This window comes from Sphingopyxis sp., from assembly GCF_034380315.1.
In the GTDB taxonomy this organism is placed as follows: domain Bacteria; phylum Pseudomonadota; class Alphaproteobacteria; order Sphingomonadales; family Sphingomonadaceae; genus Sphingopyxis.
On sequence record NZ_JAXMPB010000012.1, the window covers coordinates 27,809 to 49,262 of the forward strand.

General features: G+C 65.4%; 24 protein-coding genes. 15 read left to right on the forward strand and 9 right to left on the reverse strand.

All coding sequences use genetic code 11. The features are described 5' to 3' along the window. Window positions 1–106 precede the first annotated feature (106 nt). Entirely contained in the window at window positions 107–682 is a 576-nt protein-coding gene (gene pdxH, locus U0S50_RS16980; RefSeq protein ID WP_322309915.1) for a pyridoxamine 5'-phosphate oxidase, read from the forward strand. Further along, window positions 679–1,503, forward strand: a complete 825-nt coding sequence (locus U0S50_RS16985; protein WP_322309865.1) for a PhzF family phenazine biosynthesis protein — start codon at window positions 679–681, stop codon at window positions 1,501–1,503. Before pdxH ends, U0S50_RS16985 begins: the two co-directional genes overlap by 4 nt. Here the strand turns inward: U0S50_RS16985 and U0S50_RS16990 are convergent. Then, window positions 1,498–2,655: a serine hydrolase gene (locus tag U0S50_RS16990; RefSeq protein WP_322309866.1), complete on the reverse strand. Its 1,158-nt coding sequence runs from the start codon at window positions 2,653–2,655 to the stop codon at window positions 1,498–1,500. The two genes, U0S50_RS16985 and U0S50_RS16990, sit on opposite strands and share 6 nt — an antisense overlap. Before the next feature lie 6 nt (window positions 2,656–2,661). On the opposite strand from U0S50_RS16990, the gene U0S50_RS16995 reads away from it, so the two are divergent. Next, window positions 2,662–3,111, forward strand: a complete 450-nt coding sequence (locus U0S50_RS16995; RefSeq protein ID WP_322309867.1) for a hypothetical protein — start codon at window positions 2,662–2,664, stop codon at window positions 3,109–3,111. A gap of 116 nt (window positions 3,112–3,227) precedes the next feature. On the opposite strand, the gene U0S50_RS17000 is transcribed toward U0S50_RS16995, so the two are convergent. From U0S50_RS17000 to U0S50_RS17020, 5 genes are all read right to left on the reverse strand, one after another. Beyond that, window positions 3,228–4,160: an alpha/beta hydrolase gene (locus tag U0S50_RS17000; RefSeq protein WP_322309868.1), complete on the reverse strand. Its 933-nt coding sequence runs from the start codon at window positions 4,158–4,160 to the stop codon at window positions 3,228–3,230. 82 nt (window positions 4,161–4,242) lie between these two features. Further along, on the reverse strand, window positions 4,243–5,121 hold the full coding sequence (locus U0S50_RS17005) for a pirin family protein (RefSeq protein ID WP_322309869.1): 879 nt from the start codon (window positions 5,119–5,121) through the stop codon (window positions 4,243–4,245). Then, entirely contained in the window at window positions 5,121–5,492 is a 372-nt protein-coding gene (locus U0S50_RS17010) for a cupin domain-containing protein (protein WP_322309870.1), read from the reverse strand. The genes U0S50_RS17005 and U0S50_RS17010 overlap by 1 nt, the downstream gene beginning before the upstream one ends. Next, window positions 5,489–5,848 (reverse strand): DUF2200 domain-containing protein, encoded by a 360-nt coding sequence (locus U0S50_RS17015; RefSeq protein ID WP_322309871.1) that lies wholly within the window; start codon window positions 5,846–5,848, stop codon window positions 5,489–5,491. The genes U0S50_RS17010 and U0S50_RS17015 overlap by 4 nt, the downstream gene beginning before the upstream one ends. Before the next feature lie 4 nt (window positions 5,849–5,852). After that, window positions 5,853–6,167, reverse strand: coding sequence for a BolA family protein (locus tag U0S50_RS17020; RefSeq protein WP_416195009.1), 315 nt, complete (start codon window positions 6,165–6,167; stop codon window positions 5,853–5,855). A 75-nt stretch (window positions 6,168–6,242) separates the two neighbouring features. Here U0S50_RS17020 and U0S50_RS17025 point away from each other — a divergent pair, with 75 nt between their 5' ends. The 5 genes from U0S50_RS17025 to U0S50_RS17045 all read left to right on the forward strand — a co-directional run bounded on the left by U0S50_RS17025 (window position 6,243) and on the right by U0S50_RS17045 (window position 10,741). Further along, on the forward strand, window positions 6,243–6,836 hold the full coding sequence (locus tag U0S50_RS17025) for a J domain-containing protein (RefSeq protein ID WP_322309872.1): 594 nt from the start codon (window positions 6,243–6,245) through the stop codon (window positions 6,834–6,836). Between the two features lie 10 nt (window positions 6,837–6,846). After that, window positions 6,847–7,284: a nuclear transport factor 2 family protein gene (locus U0S50_RS17030; RefSeq protein ID WP_322309873.1), complete on the forward strand. Its 438-nt coding sequence runs from the start codon at window positions 6,847–6,849 to the stop codon at window positions 7,282–7,284. A gap of 202 nt (window positions 7,285–7,486) precedes the next feature. Then, entirely contained in the window at window positions 7,487–8,479 is a 993-nt protein-coding gene (cobS, locus tag U0S50_RS17035; RefSeq protein WP_322309917.1) for a cobaltochelatase subunit CobS, read from the forward strand. 34 nt (window positions 8,480–8,513) lie between these two features. Continuing rightward, window positions 8,514–9,365, forward strand: coding sequence for a hypothetical protein (locus U0S50_RS17040; RefSeq protein ID WP_322309874.1), 852 nt, complete (start codon window positions 8,514–8,516; stop codon window positions 9,363–9,365). Between the two features lie 200 nt (window positions 9,366–9,565). Then, window positions 9,566–10,741 (forward strand): alpha/beta hydrolase, encoded by a 1,176-nt coding sequence (locus tag U0S50_RS17045; RefSeq protein WP_322309875.1) that lies wholly within the window; start codon window positions 9,566–9,568, stop codon window positions 10,739–10,741. Window positions 10,742–10,771: 30 nt separating this feature from the next. Here U0S50_RS17045 and U0S50_RS17050 read toward each other — a convergent pair whose 3' ends face one another. Continuing rightward, the gene (locus U0S50_RS17050) at window positions 10,772–10,909 is read right to left on the reverse strand and encodes a hypothetical protein (protein WP_322309876.1); all 138 of its coding nucleotides are present in this window, start codon (window positions 10,907–10,909) and stop codon (window positions 10,772–10,774) included. Continuing rightward, window positions 10,906–12,105, reverse strand: a complete 1,200-nt coding sequence (locus tag U0S50_RS17055) for an MFS transporter (RefSeq protein ID WP_322309877.1) — start codon at window positions 12,103–12,105, stop codon at window positions 10,906–10,908. The genes U0S50_RS17050 and U0S50_RS17055 overlap by 4 nt, the downstream gene beginning before the upstream one ends. A 123-nt stretch (window positions 12,106–12,228) precedes the next feature. Between U0S50_RS17055 and cobT the strand changes: the two genes are divergently transcribed. Continuing rightward, window positions 12,229–14,052: a cobaltochelatase subunit CobT gene (gene cobT, locus U0S50_RS17060; RefSeq protein ID WP_322309878.1), complete on the forward strand. Its 1,824-nt coding sequence runs from the start codon at window positions 12,229–12,231 to the stop codon at window positions 14,050–14,052. Between the two features lie 89 nt (window positions 14,053–14,141). Here cobT and U0S50_RS17065 read toward each other — a convergent pair whose 3' ends face one another. Then, window positions 14,142–14,582, reverse strand: a complete 441-nt coding sequence (locus U0S50_RS17065; RefSeq protein ID WP_322309879.1) for a hypothetical protein — start codon at window positions 14,580–14,582, stop codon at window positions 14,142–14,144. A gap of 123 nt (window positions 14,583–14,705) precedes the next feature. Here U0S50_RS17065 and U0S50_RS17070 point away from each other — a divergent pair, with 123 nt between their 5' ends. The 6 genes from U0S50_RS17070 to U0S50_RS17095 all read left to right on the forward strand — a co-directional run bounded on the left by U0S50_RS17070 (window position 14,706) and on the right by U0S50_RS17095 (window position 21,430). Then, entirely contained in the window at window positions 14,706–15,317 is a 612-nt protein-coding gene (locus U0S50_RS17070; RefSeq protein ID WP_322309880.1) for a hypothetical protein, read from the forward strand. Beyond that, entirely contained in the window at window positions 15,314–15,859 is a 546-nt protein-coding gene (locus tag U0S50_RS17075) for a hypothetical protein (RefSeq protein ID WP_322309881.1), read from the forward strand. The genes U0S50_RS17070 and U0S50_RS17075 overlap by 4 nt, the downstream gene beginning before the upstream one ends. A 175-nt stretch (window positions 15,860–16,034) precedes the next feature. Then, complete coding sequence (locus tag U0S50_RS17080) at window positions 16,035–17,681, forward strand: acetolactate synthase large subunit (RefSeq protein ID WP_322309882.1); 1,647 nt, start codon at window positions 16,035–16,037, stop codon at window positions 17,679–17,681. 137 nt (window positions 17,682–17,818) lie between these two features. Further along, window positions 17,819–19,252, forward strand: coding sequence for an aldehyde dehydrogenase family protein (locus U0S50_RS17085; protein WP_322309883.1), 1,434 nt, complete (start codon window positions 17,819–17,821; stop codon window positions 19,250–19,252). A 233-nt stretch (window positions 19,253–19,485) separates the two neighbouring features. Beyond that, a complete protein-coding gene (locus U0S50_RS17090) occupies window positions 19,486–20,367 on the forward strand; it encodes a UDP-2,3-diacylglucosamine diphosphatase (RefSeq protein WP_322309884.1) in 882 nt (293 codons plus the stop codon). A gap of 13 nt (window positions 20,368–20,380) precedes the next feature. Next, the gene (locus U0S50_RS17095) at window positions 20,381–21,430 is read left to right on the forward strand and encodes a glycosyltransferase family 1 protein (protein WP_322309885.1); all 1,050 of its coding nucleotides are present in this window, start codon (window positions 20,381–20,383) and stop codon (window positions 21,428–21,430) included. The last annotated feature ends 24 nt before the right edge of the window (window positions 21,431–21,454 follow it).

Here is a 21,454-nt window from a genome sequence, read left to right on the forward strand (position 1 = left end):
ATTGCGCGCTCATGTGGATATCCCCGCGGCGCGGGTCAAGTTCCCGTTCCGGCTCCGCTTTCGCTCGACCGCGACCGCGCGGCGCATTATGAGTGCGGCCATGAGCATGAACCAACCCTTCGCCTTGTTCGACAGCTGGTACGCCGAAGCGCGCGCAAGCGAGCCAAATGACAGCAATGCGATGGCCCTTGCCACCACGACGCCCGATGGCCGGCCTTCGGTGCGCATGGTGCTGTTGAAGGGGCACGGCCCCGACGGGTTCGTCTTTTACACCAATCTCGACAGCCGAAAGGGCGGCGAACTGGCCGCCAATCCGCATGTCGCCCTGTTGTTTCACTGGAAATCGCTGCGCCGCCAGATCCGGATCGAGGGCCCGGTATCGCCGGTCGATGAGGCAACCGCCGACGCCTATTTCGCGTCGCGCAGCCGCGACAGCCAATTGGGTGCATGGGCCAGCGACCAGTCGCGCCCGCTGGACAGCCGCGCCACTTTCGAGGCCCGTTTCGATGCGATGCAGACGAAATTCGAAGGTCAGGACGTCCCCCGCCCGCCGCGCTGGTCGGGCTGGCGCGTGACGCCCGAACGCATCGAATTCTGGCAGGATCGTGCCCACCGGCTGCACGAACGCACCGTCTTTACCCGCGAGGGTGAGGGCTGGACCAGCGGATTCCTGTTTCCATGAGCTGGCGCCGCTTTCCCGTCACGCGCGTCGACGCTTTTGCCGACCGCGCTTTTTCGGGCAATCCGGCGGCGGTCATGCCCCTTGATGAATGGCTGAGCGACGATCTGTTGCAGGCGATGGCGGCGGAAAACAATCTGTCCGAAACCGCCTTTCTGGTTCCCGACGAAAGCGACGCGGCCGATTATGAGCTGCGCTGGTTCACGCCGGGGATGGAGGTTGCCCTGTGCGGCCATGCCACGCTGGCCAGCGGCCACGTCCTGCTGTCGGCCGCGCCGTGGCGCAACGAAATGGTCTTTCGCACCCGCAAGGCCGGAATCCTGCGCGTCGCGCGGGCCGGAGACGATGACGAAGATCGTTACCGCATGTCCTTGCCCGCCTATCCGGCCACGCCAAAATCCTTGCCAAGCATTGCAAAAGCCTTGGGCGGCGACATCGCCGAAACCTGTTGGCGCGATGATGGATATGCGTTGATCGTCTATCGCGACGCCGCTGCGGTTCGGGCCCTGGAACCCGATTTCCGTGCCCTGCGCGCCGGAGGCGACATCGCCTATATCGCGACGGCCCCCGGCGACGGCGACCCGTCAGGCGCCGATATCGTCAGCCGCGTGTTCGTTCCGGGCGCGGGCATCGACGAAGACCCGGTGACGGGATCGGCGCATTGCGTCCTGGCACCATATTGGGCGGCGCGGTTGCAGCGCGATCATTTTTCCGCCTATCAGGCGAGCGCGCGCGGCGGACATCTGGCATGCCGCCTGGACGGCGACCGGGTCGAGCTGTCGGGTGCGTGCGTTACGACGCTGACCGGCGAGTTCCTGCTATAGCGCCTGCGTGAGGTCGGCGAGGCGGCGGCGCAGCGCGGGAAACTGTTCGTCACGGGTGACGCCCAGCCGCACGATCGTCACGCGCTGGGACGGCGAGACGATGATATACTGCCCCTGATGCCCGATGCAGGCGAACAGGTCGTTCGGCCCGCGGTCGGGCCATAGCGCCACCGGTTCCCCCGGCGAGCCAGGACGGTTGAGCCATATGTGGCCACCATAGGCCGCATCGTTCGCCGACGACGACAGCATGAAGCGCATCCAGCTTTCGGGAAGCAGACGCTGGCCGTCCACGACGCCGTGACGGCGCAGAAACTCGCCGAACCGGGCATAGTCGCGCGCGGTCGCGTGCATGATCGATCCGCCGATCATCGTTCCCCTGGCGTCGAATTCCGGGGTCAGGCTGGTCATGCCGAGCGGTTCGACAAGGCGCCCGTCGATGAATTCGCGAACCGCCTCGCGCCGGGCCTCCGCATGGCGCGACGGGGTCAGCGTGTCGGCCAGAATGTCGGCCAGAATCACGCTGGTCGCCGAGCTGTAGTTGAACAGCTCGCCAGGCCGCGCGACGGCGGGCTTGGCCTCCGCAAACCCCGCCATATCCTGTGCCGCCGCCCCGAACAGCATATCGACCGTGTCGCCATCCCACACCGGATCGCCGGCTTCGACATGTTCGAGCCCCGCCGACATGTGCAGCAATTGCCGCAAGGTGATCGCGCCGCGCGGATCGCCGCTGCGCTGCCATGCCGCGACGGGCGCCGGCCCGTCGAGCGACAAGCGCCCGTCGGACACGAGAAAGCCGATCAGTACCGCCGTGATGCTCTTGGCCATCGACCAGCTGATCAGCTTTGTCTCCGGCCCGAAACCCGGCGCATAGCGCTCGTAAATGGGCTCTCCGTCACGCAGCACAAAAAGCGCGCGCGTCTGTCCCACCTCATCGGCATCGGCGAACAGCGCGTCGGCCTTGCCCTTGATCGCCGGATCGAGCGCGGGAAGCAGCGGCAGGGTATCCGGCGTCACGGCATGATCGGGCGCGGCGCCAAGGTCCGGACGGGGTGCGGGCGGCGCAATACTGCCCTGTCCCGCCGCCTGGGTCAGCGACCAGCCGCAGAGCGCGGCGAGCGCGGCACTTGCCAGCATGGCTTTTTTCGTGATCATGGTGATGTGACTAACACCAACCCGCCCGCATCGGCAACGCCGGACCCGTCGGCGGCGGCGCCCGGCCCCGACAACGGCGCCCCGTCGCCCGAAAAGCCCGAGGTGCCTGCCCGGCTGCGCGGGCGAAAGCGGAACGCCCCGCGTTGGGGCGGGTGCCTGCCCTGGGCGCTCGTGCTCGCGGTATTGCTGACCGGGTTCCTGATCTGGAAATTCCCATCCTTCAAGGCGCAGGCCGAACTCGGATCGGCCTATGCCGCGCGCATCGGCTGTTCCTGCCGCTATGTGCAGGGGCGCAGCCTCGAAAGCTGCCAGAGCGATTTCGAACCCGGGATGGAAATCGTGTCGCTGAGCGAGGATCCGGCAACCAGGACGGTGACGGGCAGCGTCCCGCTGCTCGCCTCGCGCAGCGCGCGCTTCGCTGGCGCCAGCGGTTGCCTTCTCGACCCCAGCCGATAGCCGCCGAAGCCGCCCGCAGAATAAGGATGCGCTGGAAACCGCGGACCTGGCCGGGGCGCATCCCCGCGCGTGCGGCGCAATGCCGCGGTCCTGTTTTCCATTCGCCCCCCACCGACTCAGGCGTGGACGCCTCCCCCTTCCAGAAAGGCATCCATCGCCGCGTTGACTTGGTCGGGCGCCTCCCACGGCACGAAATGCCCGCACCCCGGCACCGTCACAATGGTGGCATTGGGGACCAGTTCTTCGATCCCGTCAAGATTGCACGGCGGCAGCGCGGTGTCGTCGAGCGCCCAGATCACCAGCGTCGGAATGCCAAGCAGGGGAAAGGGCGCGGCCGGAAGCGGTGCGAAAGCGTCGGTCATCGCCGGAACGTCGATCGGCGAGGCGCGATACCAGTTGATCATCGCGCGGCAGGCGTCCCGGTCCTCCCAATCCTTGAGCAACCGGCCGATCTCGTCGGACGGTTGTAGCCCGCCGCTCGGCACGCGGTCGGCGAACGCATGGGCGAGCAGCCCCGCAATCCCATGCGCCTCGATGATCGCGTCGCTCGCGGGGTCGCGGAAAACACGGATATACTGGCTCGACGCCCGTTGTTGCGGATCGGTCGCGAGCAGCCGTTGGAACAGGCCCGGATGCGGCGCATTGGCAATCACCGCGCGGGTGACGCGCCCGGCCCAGTCGGGATGCAGCCCGCCCGGCTGGCCGCCAAGCGCGATGCCCCAGGCGATCGCACCGCCCCAGTCATGACCCACGATCGTAAAGTCCCGCACATCGAGCGCATCGGCGAGCGCGAATATGTCGGCGATCAGCTTGTCGGGGGTATAGGCGTCGACCTGTTGCGGCTTTGACGAACCGCGATAGCCGCGCTGATCGGGGGCAATACAGCGAAAGCGCCTGGCAAAATGGGGAAGCTGGTGGCGCCAGGTACGATGCGATTCGGGAAAGCCGTGCAGAAAGATCAGGACCGGCGCATCGCGCGGCCCTATGTCGACGGTATCGATTTCCACCCCGGTCGACAGCGTCACCCGCCGCAGTTCGAAATCGTCCATCGCCATCCACTCCTTTGGTTTCGTTTCGCAACGAGAGTGGCGACAAACCGCCCCGCTGACAAGAGTGTCAGTGAAATCGGAGCTAGTCCGGCCTTTTCAGCGCCTCGGGCAGCGGAATGAATTCGTCGCTGTCGCCGGGGACGAGGGGGAATTGGCCGTCTTTCCAGTTGTGTTTCGCCTGGTTGATGCGATCGCGCGAGGAACTGACGAAATTCCACCACAGATGGCGCGGAGTCGAAAACGCCTCTCCGCCCAGCAGCATGACGCGCGCATCGCTGGTCGCGCGCAGCGTCATCGCCTGCCCCGGTTTCAAGATATAGAGGCTGTAGCGTTCGAGCCGCTCGCCATCGAGGCTGGCATCGCCCAGCGCCACCAGCACCGCGCGTTCGTCGGCGTCGGCCTCGATCGGGACGCTGGCCCCCGCATTCATCAATATGTCGGCATAGATGGTCGCGGCATGCTGGGTAATCGGCGAGGTCCGGCCCCAAAGGCTGCCCATGATGACCCGCGCCGACACACCGCCATCCTCGACCAGCGGCAGGTCATCCTTTGCGACATGTTCGAACGCCGGGGCGATCTCCTCCTTGCCGTCGGGCAGCGCGAGCCACGTTTGCATCCCCGAAATGGGTGATCCGGTCGCGCGCTCGGCCGCGGGGGTGCGTTCCGAATGGACGATGCCGCGCCCTGCGGTCATCAGATTGCACGCGCCGGGGCGGATCGTCGCGCGGGTCCCCAGGCTGTCGCGATGCTCGATCGCGCCTTCGAACAAATAGGTGACGGTCGCAAGGCTGATGTGCGGATGCGGCCGCACGTCCATGCCCTGTCCGATGTCGAAATGCGCCGGGCCGAACTGGTCGACGAAGATGAAGGGGCCAACCATCGTGCGCGCCTTGTCCGGCAAGGTCCGCCGAACGTCAAAAGCGCCGATATCGTGGGTCGAGGGCGTGATCGTGGTAAACATCAGGCGATCCGGTCGAGCGCGCGGCGCGTCCGGTCGGTTTCGACATTGCCGGTGTTGAGCGTCGAACCCGGTTCGAGGAGCAGCACCTGGCATTCGCCGTCCAGCGCCTCTGGACAATGTTCGGTGCCGTGGGGGACGATGATGAATTCGCCCGGTCCGACGATTACGTCGCCGGTCCGAAGCCCCATCTTCATCCGCCCGGCGACGACGAGAAACAATTCGTCCTCGATGTCATGGTGATGCCAGTCGAATTTCCCTTCGAGTTTCACCAGCTTGACCTGGAAATCGTTGATGTCGCCCGCGACGCGCGGGTTCCATGCGTCGGGGATGGTGGCGAAAGCCTGCGCCAGATTGACCTTGTCGATCGTCATGCCGTTGCGGTCCGCAATATGCTGTCCATCGCCTTTCCCTTCGCAAGTTCGTCGATCAGCTTGTCGAGATAACGGATCTCGCGCATCAGCGGATCGTCCACCGTTTCGACGCGGACACCGCAGACGACGCCCCGTATCTGGTCGCGCGCGCCATTCATCGCCGGAGCCGCCGTGAAAAAGCCGCGAAAGTCGGTTCCCGCCGCGATCACCGCGTCCAGTTGCAGCGGGTCGTAGCCGGTCAGCCAGCAGATGATTTCATCGACTTCGGCCCTCGTGCGCCCCTTGCGCTCGGCCTTGGCGACATAATGGGGATAGACGCTGGCGAAGCTGGTCGAAAAGATGCGATGCTCCGCCACCACCCTATTCCCCCGGCGCCGTCGCCTTGATCGCGAGGGCGTGGACGCGCTGTCCGGGCAGGTCGCCCAGCGCCTTGTTCACCGCGCGCTGGCGCGCGACGCGGTTCTGGCCCGCAAAGCCAGCCCATTCGATCGTCAGGCTGAAATGCGATTCGCCGCTGCCGTCGTCGCCGGCGTGGCCGTGATGTTTCGCGCTGTCGTTATCGAGCGTGAAATCCGCGTCCGGAAAGGCGGCGCGCAGCATCGTTTCCATCTCGCGCTGGACCGGCCCGGCGGCGGGCTTTTGTATGGTATTATGTATGGGCTGATTTTCAGACATGGGTTGACCATAGGCTTTTGCGCACCAAATGGTAAGAGCCCCCACGCACCCCCCGCTCGATCCCGAAAGCCCGTTTTGTCGTCCTCTGCCCGCCCCAACCGATTCCACGGCCGCGTCCCCCGCGAGGCCCCGTGCGCCGTCCCCGGTTGCAGGGAAGCCGGCGAATTTCGCGCGCCCGCGTCGGCGCATCGTTCGCCCGACGGGCCGCCGCCCTATCGCTGGTTGTGCCTGGACCATGTTCGCGAATTCAACGCGGGCTATAATTTCTTTGAAGGGATGAACGCCGACCAGATCATGGCCGCGCAGTCGCCGACCGCGGGATGGGAAACCGAAAGCCGCAGCTTTCGCCCCGCGGGCAGCGCCGACCTGCCGCCGCGCTGGGCCGATTTCAAGGACCCGATGGACGCGCTGGGCGCGCGGTTCCGTCAGCGCATGGACGAGGCCCGGCGCGAAGCCGCCGATCCCCGCTTTACCCGCGAGGAGCATCGCGCGCTGAAGCTGATGAACCTCGGCCCCGACGCCGACCGTTCGGCGCTGCGCCGCCGATACAGCGAACTGGTCCGCCAATATCATCCCGACCGCAATGGCGGCGACCGCAGTTTTGAGGCAAGATTGGGCGAAGTGGTTTCGGCCTATCAGCTTTTGAGGAAGACACGGGCCTTCGCATAGGGAGCGGGACATGAGCGAACTCGACGCACGGCGGATCGAAACGGTGAAACGCCACATGGCGCTGGAAATCACCCACGACTGGGACGGCGTCATCGCGACGTTCGACCATCCCCGTTACGAATTGCTGGGCCCCGGCACCATTTTCGACGGCGAGACGGCGGTGCGATCCTATTTCGCCGCATCGCGCGAACCCTTTCCCGATCAGGCGAACGAGATCATCGCGATCGCGGCCGACACCGAAAACAATATGATATTGGTCGAATTCTGGCTGACCGGGACGCATCTGGGTCCGTTGAAGCTGGGCGTGCGGACCGTCGAACCCACCGGCAAGTCGTTCCGTATCCGCATGGCGGCCAGTTTCGAATTCGCCCCCGGCAGCGACAAGATCCTGTGCGAACGCCCCTATTACGACCAATCGTCGGTGCTGCGCGCGCTGGGCATCCTCTGAATAAGGCGTTGCAAGCCGAAACGGACAGCGATACCGCGCTCGGACGGTCGGTGGGAACGCACCGACTCTATCTCCCTCGTCACCCTGAACCTGTTTCGGGGTCCATGGCCCGACCTTTCCGCCAGCGCGGCGCCAAAAGACAAGCCGGGCCATGGATGCTGAAACAGATCGGCATGACGAACATGACATGATGGACGCGATGATGACCGATATCCCCAACAGCCTTCCCGATCACCACGGCTCGACGCTGCTTGCCGCGCCCGATACCGAGGTCGATGCGCGCGAAGTCTTTGGCGTCAATATCGACATGAAGGTCCCGGCGTTCAGCGAGGCCGACGAGCGCGTTCCCGACCTGGACCCCGCCTATGTCTTTGACGGCGACACCACGCTCGCGATCCTGGCCGGGTTCAAATACAACCGCCGCGTCATGGTGCAGGGATATCATGGCACCGGCAAATCGACCCATATCGAACAGGTCGCCGCCCGCCTGAAATGGCCGTGCATCCGCGTCAACCTGGACGCGCATATCAGCCGCATCGACCTGGTCGGTCGCGACGCGATCGTGCTGAAGGACGGACAGCAAGTCACCGAATTTCGCGAAGGCCTGTTGCCCTGGGCGCTGCAGACGCCGACCGCGCTGGTGTTCGACGAATATGACGCGGGCCGCCCCGACGTGATGTTCGTGATCCAGCGCGTGCTGGAAACCGAAGGCAAGCTGACCCTGCTCGACCAGAATCGCGTCATCCGTCCCAACCCGCATTTCCGCCTGTTCGCGACCGCCAACACCGTCGGCCTGGGCGACACCAGCGGGCTGTATCACGGCACGCAGCAGATCAACCAGGGCCAGATGGACCGCTGGAACATCGTCGTCACGCTGAACTATCTGCCCGCCGCGACCGAAAGCGCGATCATCCTCGCCAAGGTGCCGGGCACCGACGACACGACGGTCGCCAATATGGTCAAGGTCGCCGACCTGACCCGCCAGGGCTTTATCAACGGCGACATCTCGACCGTCATGTCGCCCCGCACGGTGATCAGCTGGGCGCAGAATGCCGCGATCTTCAACAGCCTGGGCTTTGCGTTCCGCCTGTCGTTCCTCAACAAGTGCGACGAGGCCGAACGGATGATCGTCGCCGAATATTATCAGCGCGTATTCGGCGAAGATTTAGTGGAAAGCGTCGTGTCAAAATCATAATATCTATCCCGGTTACATGAACCGGGGGGATTTTATGAAGAAACAAACCGCATTCGCCGCGATTTTACTTTTGGCATCGGGCTGTTCGGCGCCGCATTATAGCGTCAACCTGTCCAGCAAGGCCTTTCTGCCCCACAAGGGGGCCCCGGCGACGCTGGGCGCCGCAGAGTTCGCACCCGACGCGGTGATGTTCGAAACCCCGGTCGGATTTCGCAAGGCCGCCCGGCTGGACGCGCCGGTCGAGGCCCGGCTGGCGGGCAAGGATTTCAGCTTTGTTCCCGGCGACCAGTTCGCCGGAGCCACGCTCTATGGCAAATCGGCATCGCTGGTCCCGAAGGCGGCCGCCGTCTTTTGCGGCAATGAAAAGATGAATGCGGTCAAGGCGCTGACCGCCCTGTCCACGCTGGGGGCGTCGTCGCTGCTCAACCGCACCGGGAACGCCACCCAGATATGCCTGATCGACAGCGAGAATGACGCGGCCTTCGACCAGGCCATCCTGTCGGGCGTCAAACGGGCCGAAGATGTCGCGCCCACGGCGATCACCCCGACCGCCTATAAGGTCGCGATGAACGACGTGATGGCGGGCGAAAGCCTGGCGCGGATCATCTATCGCGGCAAAACCGGGATGGTCGGCGGACACATTAGTTTCGACCTGCACGTCATCGAAAGCGGCGCACGGCTGGCATTCGACAATGTCCGCCGCAAGGTGGACATCAAGTCGCTGCCCCAGGAGGTGGCGTTGATGGGCACGATCTTCACCGTCAAAAGCTATGATCCGGCGAGCGGGAAGATAGAGGTCGATGTTGCGCGCGGTTTTCCCGAGGGCACCTATGGCCTGACGACCACCACGCGCACATCCTATATCCCCATCTATATCCCGCGCTGACCGGGCGGCGCCAGCGAATGGGCGCGGCGGCATTGACAAGGGCGTTCGCCAGGCCGCATTGTTCGGCCAACGCCCATCGCGCGCCGCCGCGCCCCCTTTCCCGGAGTGCCGGCCTGACACCCGCGACCCGCCCCCTGCCCGGATCATCGCCGCGACGTCCCCTGCTGGCGGCCGCGCGCCGATGGCGCCCCTGGCTGTCGGTGCTGGCGGCGATCCCGCTCGCCGGATGCATTTCGGCGGTCGATTATGGCAAGGTCCGCCACCCCGACTATGTCGCCGATCCGCGCTGCACCCCGCAACCGGGCGCACCGGCCGACCCGGCGGCACTGCCGCATTTTTTCGTCACCAGCCGCCTGCCCGATTGCCGCAGCGCCGACATCCGCCTGCTCAGCCATCGCGGCGACCGGGTGCGCCAGGGTCGCTTTGCCGCGCCCCGCGACATCGACGTCGGCGGCAAGACGAAGTTTCGCGCGCCGCTGGCGCTGATGGACGAAGGCGACTGGTGGCAGGCGTTGCAGGCCGAAACCGACCGCCGGCAGGGCCGGGTGCTGCTGTACGTCCACGGATATCGGGAAAGCTTTGAATCGACGTCGAAGGACGCCGCCCAGATGGCGCGGATGACCGGTTTCGACGGCCCGGTGATCGAATATAGCTGGCCCTCGCAGGGGGATGTGCTGAAATATGCCGCCGACGAAACCAACATGTATCATGACGTGCGCAATTTCCGCGACTTCCTGCGCACGCTTGCCGACCGCCCCTGGGTGAAGGAGATTGTCATCGTCGCCCATTCGCTGGGCGCGCGGCTGGCGCTTCCCGCCATCGCGTCGGCCGACCGTTTGTCGCGGCGCGCCGACCGCACCGGCAATATTTCGACGATCATCCTCGCCTCTCCCGACATCGACCGCGAAACATTCGAACGCGACATCGGGGGCGATATATTGGCGCCGGACCGCGTTGCGCTTGGCCGCCACATCACCGTCTATGCCTCGCTGAACGACCGCGCGCTGTCGGTGTCGCGCACCCTGCACGGTTATCCGCGGCTCGGTTCCCCCTATTGCTTCAACCCGTTCGAGGCGGCCGCGCTGGAGGCGAAGGGCCTGCCCGCCCGCTGTTACCCCGCCGCCATCCCCGGCCTGACGGTGATCGACACGACCGACGTGTCGCGCGGGTCGACAGGGCACAGCAACTTCCTGCGCAGCGCGCCCGCGTGCCGTGACTTCATCGACGCAATCGCCGGCCAGAAAACGCGGCCCGGCCGTGTCGCCACCCATCTGGCGCATGTGTTCCGGCTGGCCCCCGACCCCGCCGACCCAAAGCCCGACAATGACCGCATCTGCGGCCGCACCCCCGATGCGGGGGATGACGAAAAAGGCTAGGATATCCGGCCCGGCGGATGACGAACGGCGTCAGATAAATCCGCACATGATGGCGAAATCGGTCAGCCAGACGACCGGCCCCTCGCCCCGCCACAGCCACAGACCGCCGACCGCAACGAGCAGGAACAGCACAAGCGCGACCGCATCCTGGCGCTGGAGCCGCTTCACGCCGGACGCAGCCTTTTGACCGGCGCATCGGCGATCGGCAGGTGGACGATCCCCGCAAGCAGGCCGAGCGCGATCGATATGCCCCACGCGATATCATAGCTGCCCGTCGCGTCGAAGATCACCCCCGCCATCCAGGCCCCGAAAAAGCTGCCGATCTGGTGGCTGAGGAACACCACGCCATAGAGCATCGACAGATAGCGGATGCCGAAGATCCGCCCGACGATGCCGCTGGTCAGCGGCACGGTGCCGAGCCACAGAAAGCCCATGGCGGCGGCAAAGGCCAGCGCGCTGGCATGGGTCAGCGGCAGCGCCAGGAACAGCAGGATCACCGCCGACCGCGCGACATAGAGCACCGACAGCACATATTTCTGGCGCATCATGTCGCCAAGGCGGCCGAACACATAGGAACCGAAAATGTTGAACAGGCCGACGAGCGCCAGCACCTGGGCGCCGATTTCAATCCCCAGCCCCTTGTCATCGAGATAGGCGGGAAGGTGCGTCGCGATGAAGGCGATGTGAAAACCGCAGACGAAAAAGCCGATGTTGAGCAGCCAATAGCCGCGATGCGCCGCCGCTTCGCGCAGCGCGTCGGCAACGCTCTGGTCATCCGATTCGACCGCGCCCGCGCCCGCGCCCGTGCCGCGCCCCGCGACCCCGATCGCCAACAACCCGCTGAGCGCCACCGCCGCCGCCATGATCCACAAGGTTTCATGATAGCCGATGGTCCCGAGCAGGCGCGAGGCGGCGGGGACGACCAGAAACTGTCCCAGCGACCCGCCCGCCGTAACGATGCCGAAGGCGCTGCTGCGCTGTTCGGGGCGGACGACCCGACCGACCGCGCCGAGCACGACGACAAAGGTGGTCGCCGACTGGGCCATGCCGATCAGCAGGCCGAAACTGACGTGCAGCCCCGCCGCATCGGTGGCAAGCGCCGCGCCGCCCAGCCCGGCGGCATAGAGCAGCGCCCCGAAGAACACGACGCGCCCCGCGCCATGCTTGTCGGCCAGCGCACCGACGAAGGGCTGGACCAGCCCGAAGAGAAGATTCTGGAGCGCCATCGCCAATCCGAAATCGGACCGGCTGATGCCGATGTCGGCGCTCATCTGCGGCAGGAACAAGCCGAAGCTCTGGCGGACGCCGAGCGCGACGGTCACGATGAACGCGGCGCAGGCGATGACGATCCATGGTTTCTTCATGGAGGAGATGGGGGGAGAGGCCATGGACCGCCGATGCGCCTGCCTTCCGTTCACGTCAAGCGAGCATCGCTAAGTTTGCCGACCATCTTTCTTCCCGCCGCAAAGCCGTTTACAGCCCCTTTCATGTCCGCTCAGTCCCCCCTCGACGATTTCAAGGCCGCCCTGTCGAGCGTGGCGCGCGCCGTCACCCGCGATGCCGAGGTCGAGGTCGGTTTCACCGCCGACGCCCCGGCGCGTATCGGAAAGCAGATCAAGGTCCCGACCCCGTCGCGCACCCTGCCCGCCGAGCAGGTCGCCGAAGCGCGCGGCTTTGCCGACAGCTATGCGCTGCGCATGAAGCATCACAGCGAGGCGCTGCACGCCGCGGGCCGCCCCGCCGAACCGGTCGCCGCCGCCGCATTCGATGCGATGGAACGCGCGCGGATCGAAGCACTGGGCGCGCGCAACATGGCGGGAATGCGCGACAATCTGGGCGCCGCACTGACGATGCGGATGCGGTCCGACCCGATCAGCCGCGCGCAGAGCCGCGACGATGTCCCGGTGTCGAGCGCGCTGGAGTTGATGCTGCGCGAGGCGCTGACCGGCGAAAAGCCGCCGCAGGGCACCGAAACCGGCCTGTCGCTGGTCCGCGAATGGATCAGCAAGGACGCCGGAACCGACCTCGACGCGATGGCCATGCTGCTCGACGACCAGGCCGCCTTTGCCGAGACCGCCAGGCTAGCGCTGCGCCACCTGGACCTGATCGTCGGCGACGAGCCGATGGAAGAAGGCGCCGAGGACGGCGGCGACGAGGATGAAACCGAGGCAGAGGAAAGCGCCGAGGAACAGGAAAGCGAGGACGGCGGCACCGGCGAAAGCCAGGTCGACGCACGCGCCGAAATGGCGGGCGACCAGGCCGACGACGGCGACAGCGACCCCGATGCGCAGGAAATGGAAGCCGACGGCGAACCCGAAATGGGCGGCGAAGGCGACGAGGGCATGTTGCCGGTGCGCCCCAACCGCCTGCCGACCGATGTTCCCGATTTCAACTATGTCCGCTTCACCGAGAAGCATGACGAGATCATCGCCGCGACCGATTTGTGCGACGCCGACGAACTGGCGCGGCTGCGCTTTTACCTCGACCAGCAGATGGCGCATCTGCAGGGCGCGGTGACGAAGCTGGCCAACCGGTTGCAACGCCGCCTGATGGCGCAGCAGAACCGGGCGTGGGATTTCGACCAGGAGGAAGGCCAACTCGACGCCGCGCGGCTGGCGCGGGTGATCGTGTCGCCCGGCCAATCGCTGAGCTACAAGATCGAACGCGACACCGATTTTCGCGACACCGTCGTCACCCTGCTGATCGACAATTCGGGTTCGATGCGCGGACGCCCGATCAGCATCGCCGCGATCAGCGCCGACATCCTGGCCCGGACGCTGGAGCGTTGCGGCGTGAAGACCGAGATATTGGGTTTTACGACGCGCACCTGGAAGGGCGGCCAAAGCCGTGAGGATTGGCTCGCCGCCGGGCGCCCCGCCCACCCCGGCCGCCTCAACGATCTTCGCCACATCATCTACAAACCCGCCGACGAACCCTATCGCCGGGCGCGCAAGTCGCTGGGGCTGATGATGCGCGAGGGGTTGCTGAAGGAAAATATCGACGGCGAGGCGCTGATGTGGGCGCACCACCGTATCGCCAATCGCCCCGAAGAACGCCGCATCCTGATGGTGATTTCGGACGGCGCCCCGGTCGACGACAGCACCCTGTCGGTCAACCACGGCGCGTATCTGGACCAGCATTTGCGCCAGGTGATCGAATGGATCGAGAACCGGTCGCCGGTCGAGCTGTGCGCGATCGGCATCGGCCACGACGTCACGCGCTATTACAGCCGCGCGGTGACGATCATGGATGCCGAGCAACTGGGCGGCACGATGGTCGAACAATTGGCGAGCCTGTTCGACATCGATTGAGCGGCGGGCGCTGCGCGAGCGATTGAAGGGGGCATGGAACGACAAAGGGAGCGACAATCGCCGCTCCCTTCGCGCCCCGTCGGTCGGGATCAGATTTTCTTGCCGGTCCAGGCCGCGGGATCGAAACCCTCCAGCGTATCGCCCTTTTCCCCCGCCGCGATTTCGGCATCGGTCAGAAACTTGATCGCAACGCCGCCAGCGGTCGTGCTGCCCCAGCTGAACGCCGTCATGTGACTGTCGCCATATTTGGCGCCGATCACCGCATCGGCATCAAGCTTTTCACCGCGTTCCCAAAGTTCGGCATAGATTTTCTTCTGCGACGGTTCCTTGCTGAAAATCGTCGCCTTGCGCACCCCGGCCGTCACCACGCCGACGATCCTGTAGGGCTTTTCCGTGATGTCGTGCGGAAAGACGGGAACCCCCATCTCTTCGTTCACCATCACATGAGCGACGTCCTTTTTCTTGGCATAGGCAGGTGTCGTCACCGCCGCGACTGCCAGTGTCGCGGCCAGAAAAGTGTTCATACGCATTTCTGTCTGCTCCCCCAAATGAAGCCGATTAATTCGTCGCGAAAATTATCGCCGTCAACTGAAATTCGACTTGGCATTCCCGATATTTCATGGCCTATGTCGGCGCGGGGAAACGGGGGAAATATGATGGTGTTTTCGGGCGTTCTGACGGCGGCCGTGCTGGCAGCAACGGCACAGGTCGATCCCGCCGCCGACACGGTAGCGCCGACGGCCAAAACCGCACCATCGGCCGAAACGGAAACGGCGCCGCCCCCCGAAATCGAAACCCAAACCGCGATCGATGCCGCGCCGGCCACGCTGTTGGTGCCGCGCGACACGCCGGTTCATTTCATGGTGCTGTCCGAAGTGACCACCAAGACCCATGGCCCCGGCCATCGTTTCAAGCTGCGTGTCGATCGCCCCGTCGTCATCGACGGTCATATCGCCATTCCGGTGGGCGCGACCGGTTGGGGCGAAGTGACCGATGCCGAATCGAGCGGCAATGTCGGCAAGTCCGGCAAGCTTTCGGCCCGGCTGCTTTATGTCGAGGCGAAGGACGTACAGGTTCCGGTAAACGGGACCAACAGCGCCAAGGGCGCGGGCGGCACGGGCGAAACCGTACTCGGCGTCCTTGCCCTCGGGCCGCTCGGCCTGTTCGCCAAGGGCAATAATGCGAAGATCAAGGCGGGCGAACTGATGACCGGATTTGTCGAACAGGATACGGCGATCGCCATGCCCGCGACCGCCGGTCAATGACGGCGTTTCTCGCGCTGCTGCTGGTCGGCGGCGCCCAGACGGCGGGCCCGCCGCCGCCGTCCCCCCTGCCCCCGTCCACCCTGCCCCCGTCCCCGGTCGTCGAGGCATCGGCCGATCGGTTGAAGATTCCCGGCGGCAGCGCGATCGAACTCGTCACCCGCGACGCGGTGTCGAGCAAGCGCAACGTGAAGGGCGACCTGTTGTTCCTGTCGGTCGCCACGCCGGTCCTGTCCGGTGACAGCGTTGCGATACCCGCCGGTGCCACGGTCGTCGCCGAGCTGTCGCGGGTCGACAAGCGAAACACCTTTGGCCGGTCGGGCAAGATCGACGTCCGCTTGCTCTATGTCGAGTTGCCCGGCGGACCGGCGCGCATCCACGGGTCGCTGGAAGCGCGCGGCAAGAGCGATGCTGGTGATGCCGCCGCAACCGCCGTCGCCTTCATCGCCCTGCCCTTTGTCGCGACCGGGCGCAGCGCCGAGATTCCGGCCGGAACCCCGGTCGTCGGACGGATCGACAGCGACATGTGGATCGACCGGCGCTGAATCCCGCCCCCGCACCCCGACGGGTGACAACCCCCGCCCCCCTCGTTACAACCGCCCCCGTGCAGCAGGGACTCGCGGCCTGACGACGGGGAGCGCTGCGCGAAACTATGCCGAGGGTCGCCGGCATATTCTGGGGCCGTGCCATGATGGCGCGCAAGCAGAGGGGCGACTTTGCATGAAAAAAGCATCCGACCTGTTCATCGACTGCCTGGAAGAAGAAGGCGTCGAGTATATTTTCGGCGTGCCGGGCGAGGAGAATCTGGATTTCCTGGACAGCCTGTCGCGGTCGACGAAGATCAAGCTGATCCTGACACGCCACGAACAGGGGGCGGGCTTTATGGCCGCGACCTATGGCCGGCACACCGGAAAGACCGGCGTGTGCCTGGCGACGCTAGGCCCCGGCGCGACCAATTTCGTCACCGCCGCCGCCTATGCGCAGCTCGGCGGGATGCCGATGATGATGATCACCGGGCAAAAGCCGATCAAGAAATCGAAACAGGGCCGGTTCCAGATTCTGGACGTCTGTTCGATGATGTCGCCGATCACCAAATATACCCACCAGATGGCGAGTTCGGACAATATTCCGAGCCGCGTGCGCGAGGCCTTTCGTCTGGCCGAAGAGGAAAAGCCGGGCGCCGTGCACATCGAACTGCCCGAGGATATCGCCGACGAACATACCGAATCGACGCCGCTGAAACGCAGCCTTTCGCGCCGCCCGACCGCCGATGTAAAATCGGTGCGCGAGGCGGTGAAGGCGCTGGAAAAGGCCAAATGCCCGGTACTGGTGATCGGCGCGGGCGCCAACCGGACGATGACCAGCCGGATGCTGCTGCAATTCATCGAAAAGACCGGCATCCCCTTTTTGACCACCCAGCTCGGCAAGGGGGTGATCGACGAACGCCACCCCAAATTCCTGGGCTGTGCCGCCCTGAGCGCGGGCGATTTCGTCCACCGCGCGGTCGAGGCGTCCGACTGTATCGTCAATGTCGGGCATGACGTGATCGAAAAGCCGCCCTTTTTCATGAAACAGGGCGGCCCGACGGTGATCCATGTTTCGACCAAGACCGCCGAGGTCGATCCCGTTTATTTCCCCGATATCGAAGTGATCGGCGACATCGCCAACGCGATCTGGCAGATCAAGGAGGATATCGTCCCCAACGGTGGATGGAAATTCGACCATCTGCTGGCCTATCGCAGGGCCGAGGTCGATCACACCGCGCCGCTGGCAGAGGATGCGCGCTTTCCGATCTTTCCGCCGCATCTGGTGCAACAGGTGCGCGACGCCATGCCCGACGACGGGATCATCTGTCTCGACAATGGCGTCTATAAAATCTGGTTCGCGCGCGGTTACACCGCCTATCGCCCGAACACGGTGCTGCTCGACAATGCGCTGGCGACGATGGGCGCCGGGCTGCCCAGCGCGATGATGTCGGCGATGCTGTACCCCGAGCGCAAGGTCATGGCGATCTGCGGCGACGGCGGTTTCATGATGAACAGCCAGGAGATGGAGACCGCGGTGCGCCTGGGGCTCAACATCACCGTGCTGATCCTGAACGACAACAGCTATGGCATGATCCGCTGGAAACAGGCGAACATGGGGTTCAAGGATTGGGGGCTGACCTATGGCAACCCCGATTTCGTCAAATATGCCGAAAGCTATGGCGCGCACGGCCACCGCGTGACGAGCGCGGCGCATCTGGCCGAATTGCTGGCGCATACCCGCGACACGCCGGGCGTACACCTGATAGATTGTCCAGTGGACTATTCGGAGAATGACCAGATTTTGAACATCGACATCAAGGCGTTGTCGAAGGAGCTGTAAGCCCGATTTCCCCTTCCGCCCACGGAAGGGGAAGCAAGAGCGGCGCGTTCGCTCGCCAGTCGCGACGGGGCGGGCCATCCGCGCTGTTGCCGGCCCACCCCCAACCCCTTCCGCTAGCGGGAGGGGGGAGAAATCGAATGACACTCAAGTCCGTCTATCCGCTCTATCTCAACAACAAGGCGGCCCAGCCGAACGCCGACCTGGCCGTCACCGACAAGTTCACCGGCGAGGTCGCGTTCCGCACCGCGCTTGCGACCCCCGACGTCATCGACGAAGCCATTGCGGGCGCCGTGCGGGCCGCCGAGCCGATGGCGCGGCTCGCGAGTTTTGAAAAACAGGATGTGCTGAACCATTGCGTCGCCCGTTTCCGCGAGCGTTTCGACGAGCTGGCCTATGCGCTGTGCATCGAGGCGGGCAAGCCGATCGCCGATGCCGAGGGCGAGGTCAGCCGGCTGATCGATACGTTTCGCATCGCCGCCGAGGAAGCGGTGCGCAATTATGGCGAAATCCAGCCGCTCGACATTTCGGCGCGGGCGAAGGGATATATGGGGATGTGGAAGCGGGTGCCGATCGGCCCGTGCAGCTTTATCTCTCCCTTCAACTTTCCCTTGAACCTGGCCGCGCACAAGATCGCGCCCGCGATCGCGATCGGCTGTCCCTTTGTCATGAAGCCCGCGTCGATGACCCCGCTCGGCGCGATCATCATGGGCGAGATACTCGCCGAATGCGATATCCTGCCCGAAGGCGCGTTCAGCATCCTGCCCGCGAGCCGCGACGGCGCCGACCTGTTCACCACCGATGAACGGTTGAAGCTGCTGTCCTTTACCGGATCGCCGGGGGTCGGCTGGGATTTGAAGGCCAAGGCGGGAAAGAAGAAGGTCGTGCTGGAGCTTGGCGGCAACGCCGCGGTCATCGTCGACAAGGACGCCGACCTCGATCATGCGCTCGCCCGCATCGTCTTTGGTGGTTATTATCAGTCGGGGCAAAGCTGCATCCACGTCCAGCGCGTGATCATCCATGCCGAGGTGTACGACCGTTTTCGCGACATGCTGAGCGCAAAGGTCAAGACACTGAAATCGGGCGATCCCAAGCATCGCGAAACCTTTATCGGTCCGATGATCTCCGCCAAGGAAGCGGCACGGCTGAAGGGATGGATCGACGCCGCGGTCGCCGGGGGCGCGACCCTGCTCGCGGGCGGCGGCTGCGCGGGCAATATGCTGGAGGCGGCGCTGCTGGAAAATGTTCCCCGCGACGCCGATGTGGTGGTCGAGGAAGCCTTCGGCCCCGTCGTCGTGCTGTCGAAGTTCAGCGAATGGGACGCCGCGCTGGCCGAGGTCAACGACAGCAAGTTCGGCCTGCAAGCCGGCATCTTCACGCGCGACATCCACAAGGTTCTGGAGGCGTGGGACCATCTCGACGTCGGGGGCATCGTCGTCAACGACGTGTCGTCCTATCGCGTCGACAACATGCCCTATGGCGGGGTGAAGGATTCGGGCCTCGGCCGCGAGGGCATTCGTTTCGCGATGGAGGATATGAGCGAAATCCGCAATCTGGTGATCCGGCGGGCCTGACCCGCAGCCTGGCGCATCATGGCAAGCGCCGCGAAGCAATCCAGGGCGGTTCGCGCTGCCTGGATTGCCGCGACCCCTTCGTCCCGGTCCGCCCCGGTCCGGACGAGCGACCGCCCCGACCGTCACCGAAGCGCCGCGAAACTTTCTTCAAATTGTCGCGGCTTTGAATCGAACGCTGTAACATTTCGCGTGTCTAGGCCGTGGGCAGCCCAAGGCTGCCTACGGAGTGCGACATGGCCTCGATTTCGACCCTGCCCATCCCCGCCCGCTTTCCCGACCCCTATACGACCAAGCCGCATGTGCCCGAACGGGTGATCGGCGAGCGCCGCAGCTATCGCGCCGTCTGGGTCAGCGACGTCCATCTGGGAACCCGCGGGTGCAACGCCGCGCTGCTGATCGACTTTCTCGACCATGTCGATTGCGAGACGCTGTATCTGGTCGGCGACATCATCGACGGCTGGCGGCTCAAGAAACGGCATTTCTGGCCGCCTGAACACAATGACGTCGTGTGGCGGGTGCTGAAGCGCGCCAAGCGCGGCGAGCGCGTCATCTATGTCCCCGGCAATCATGACGAGATGGTCAAGCCGTTCGACGGTTTCGATTTCGGCGGCGTCCAGATCCGGCGCGAGGCAATCCACGAAACCGCCACCGGACGCCGGTTGCTGGTCGTCCACGGCGATGAATTCGACGCGGTGATGCTGGCGCACCGCTGGCTGGCCTTCGTCGGCGACGCCGCCTACACCGCGTTGATGAAGGCCAATGTGCTGGTCAATGCGGTGCGCAGCAAATTGGGTCTGCCCTATTGGTCGCTGTCGATGGTCGCCAAGCACAAGGTCAAGAATGCGGTCCAGTTCATCGGCCGTTACGAAGAGGTCGTCGCGCACGCCGCGCGATCGCGCGGGGTCGACGGGGTGGTGTGCGGGCACATCCACAGCGCCGAAATGCGCGCGATCGACGGCGTCGATTATTATAATGACGGCGACTGGGTCGAAGGATGCACCGCGCTGGTCGAGCATCACGACGGGCGCATGGAAATCCTGCACTGGGCCGACGAGGTCGCGGCGCGCGACGCCCCGGCCCCCATCGCGCTCGCCGCGTCGGCGCGGGCCGCGTGAGGGGCCGGACGGCATGAAGATATTGATCGTCAGCGACGCCTGGGAACCGCAGGTCAATGGGGTGGTCCGCACGCTGCAGGCGACGCTCGCCGAACTGCGCGTGGCGGGGCATGAGGTCGCGGTGATTTCGCCCGGCCTGTTCCGGTCGGTCCCCTGCCCCACCTATGGCGAAATCCGCCTCGCGCTGGCCGGCGCGCGCAGCGTCGGGCGGCATATCGCCGCCTTTGCCCCGCAGGCGATCCATATATCGACCGAGGGACCGCTGGGCCTGGCGGCGCGGCGCTGGTGCTTGCGCAACCGCTTTCCCTTTACCACCGCCTATCACACGCGCTTTCCCGAATATGTCGCGGCGCGCCTGCCCGTCCCGCCCGCGCTGGTGTGGCGTTTCATCCGGTGGTTCCACCGCCCGGCGCAGCATATCATGGTCGCAACGCGCAGCCTGGCACGCGAGCTGGCCGAACAGGGCCTGCCGCAGACGATGATGTGGGAACGCGGCGTCGATCACGCCCTGTTTCGCCCCGACCGTGCCGCCCACCCCGCCCTTGCGGACCTGCCCCGCCCCATCCAGCTTTATGTCGGGCGCGTCGCGGTCGAGAAGAATATCGGCGCCTTTCTGGACACCGCGCATCCGGGAACCAAGGTGGTGGTCGGCGACGGCCCGGCGCTGGCCGCGCTTCGCGCCCGCCATCCCGGCGCCGTCTTTCTGGGCAAGCTGGGCGGTGACGATCTTGCCGCCGCCTATGCCGGGGCCGATGTTTTCGTGTTTCCCAGCCGCACCGACACATTCGGGCTGGTGGTGATCGAGGCGCTGTCGTGCGGAACCCCGGTCGCCGCCTATCCGGTACCGGGACCGGGCGATATCGTGACCGGCGGCGCCGGCGCGCTCGACGAAAAACTGGGCCATGCCATCGCCCGGGCGCTGGCCTGCGACCGCGCCGACGCCGCGGCGCTCGGCGCCCGCTATAGCTGGGCGGGATGCACGGCGCAGTTCGTCCGCGCGCTGACCTTTGTACCGGGCGATCCACTGCCCGGCACCGCCGCGCCGCTCGGCGTCGCGGCCTGAACGGCGCGGTTTCCCGATCGGCGG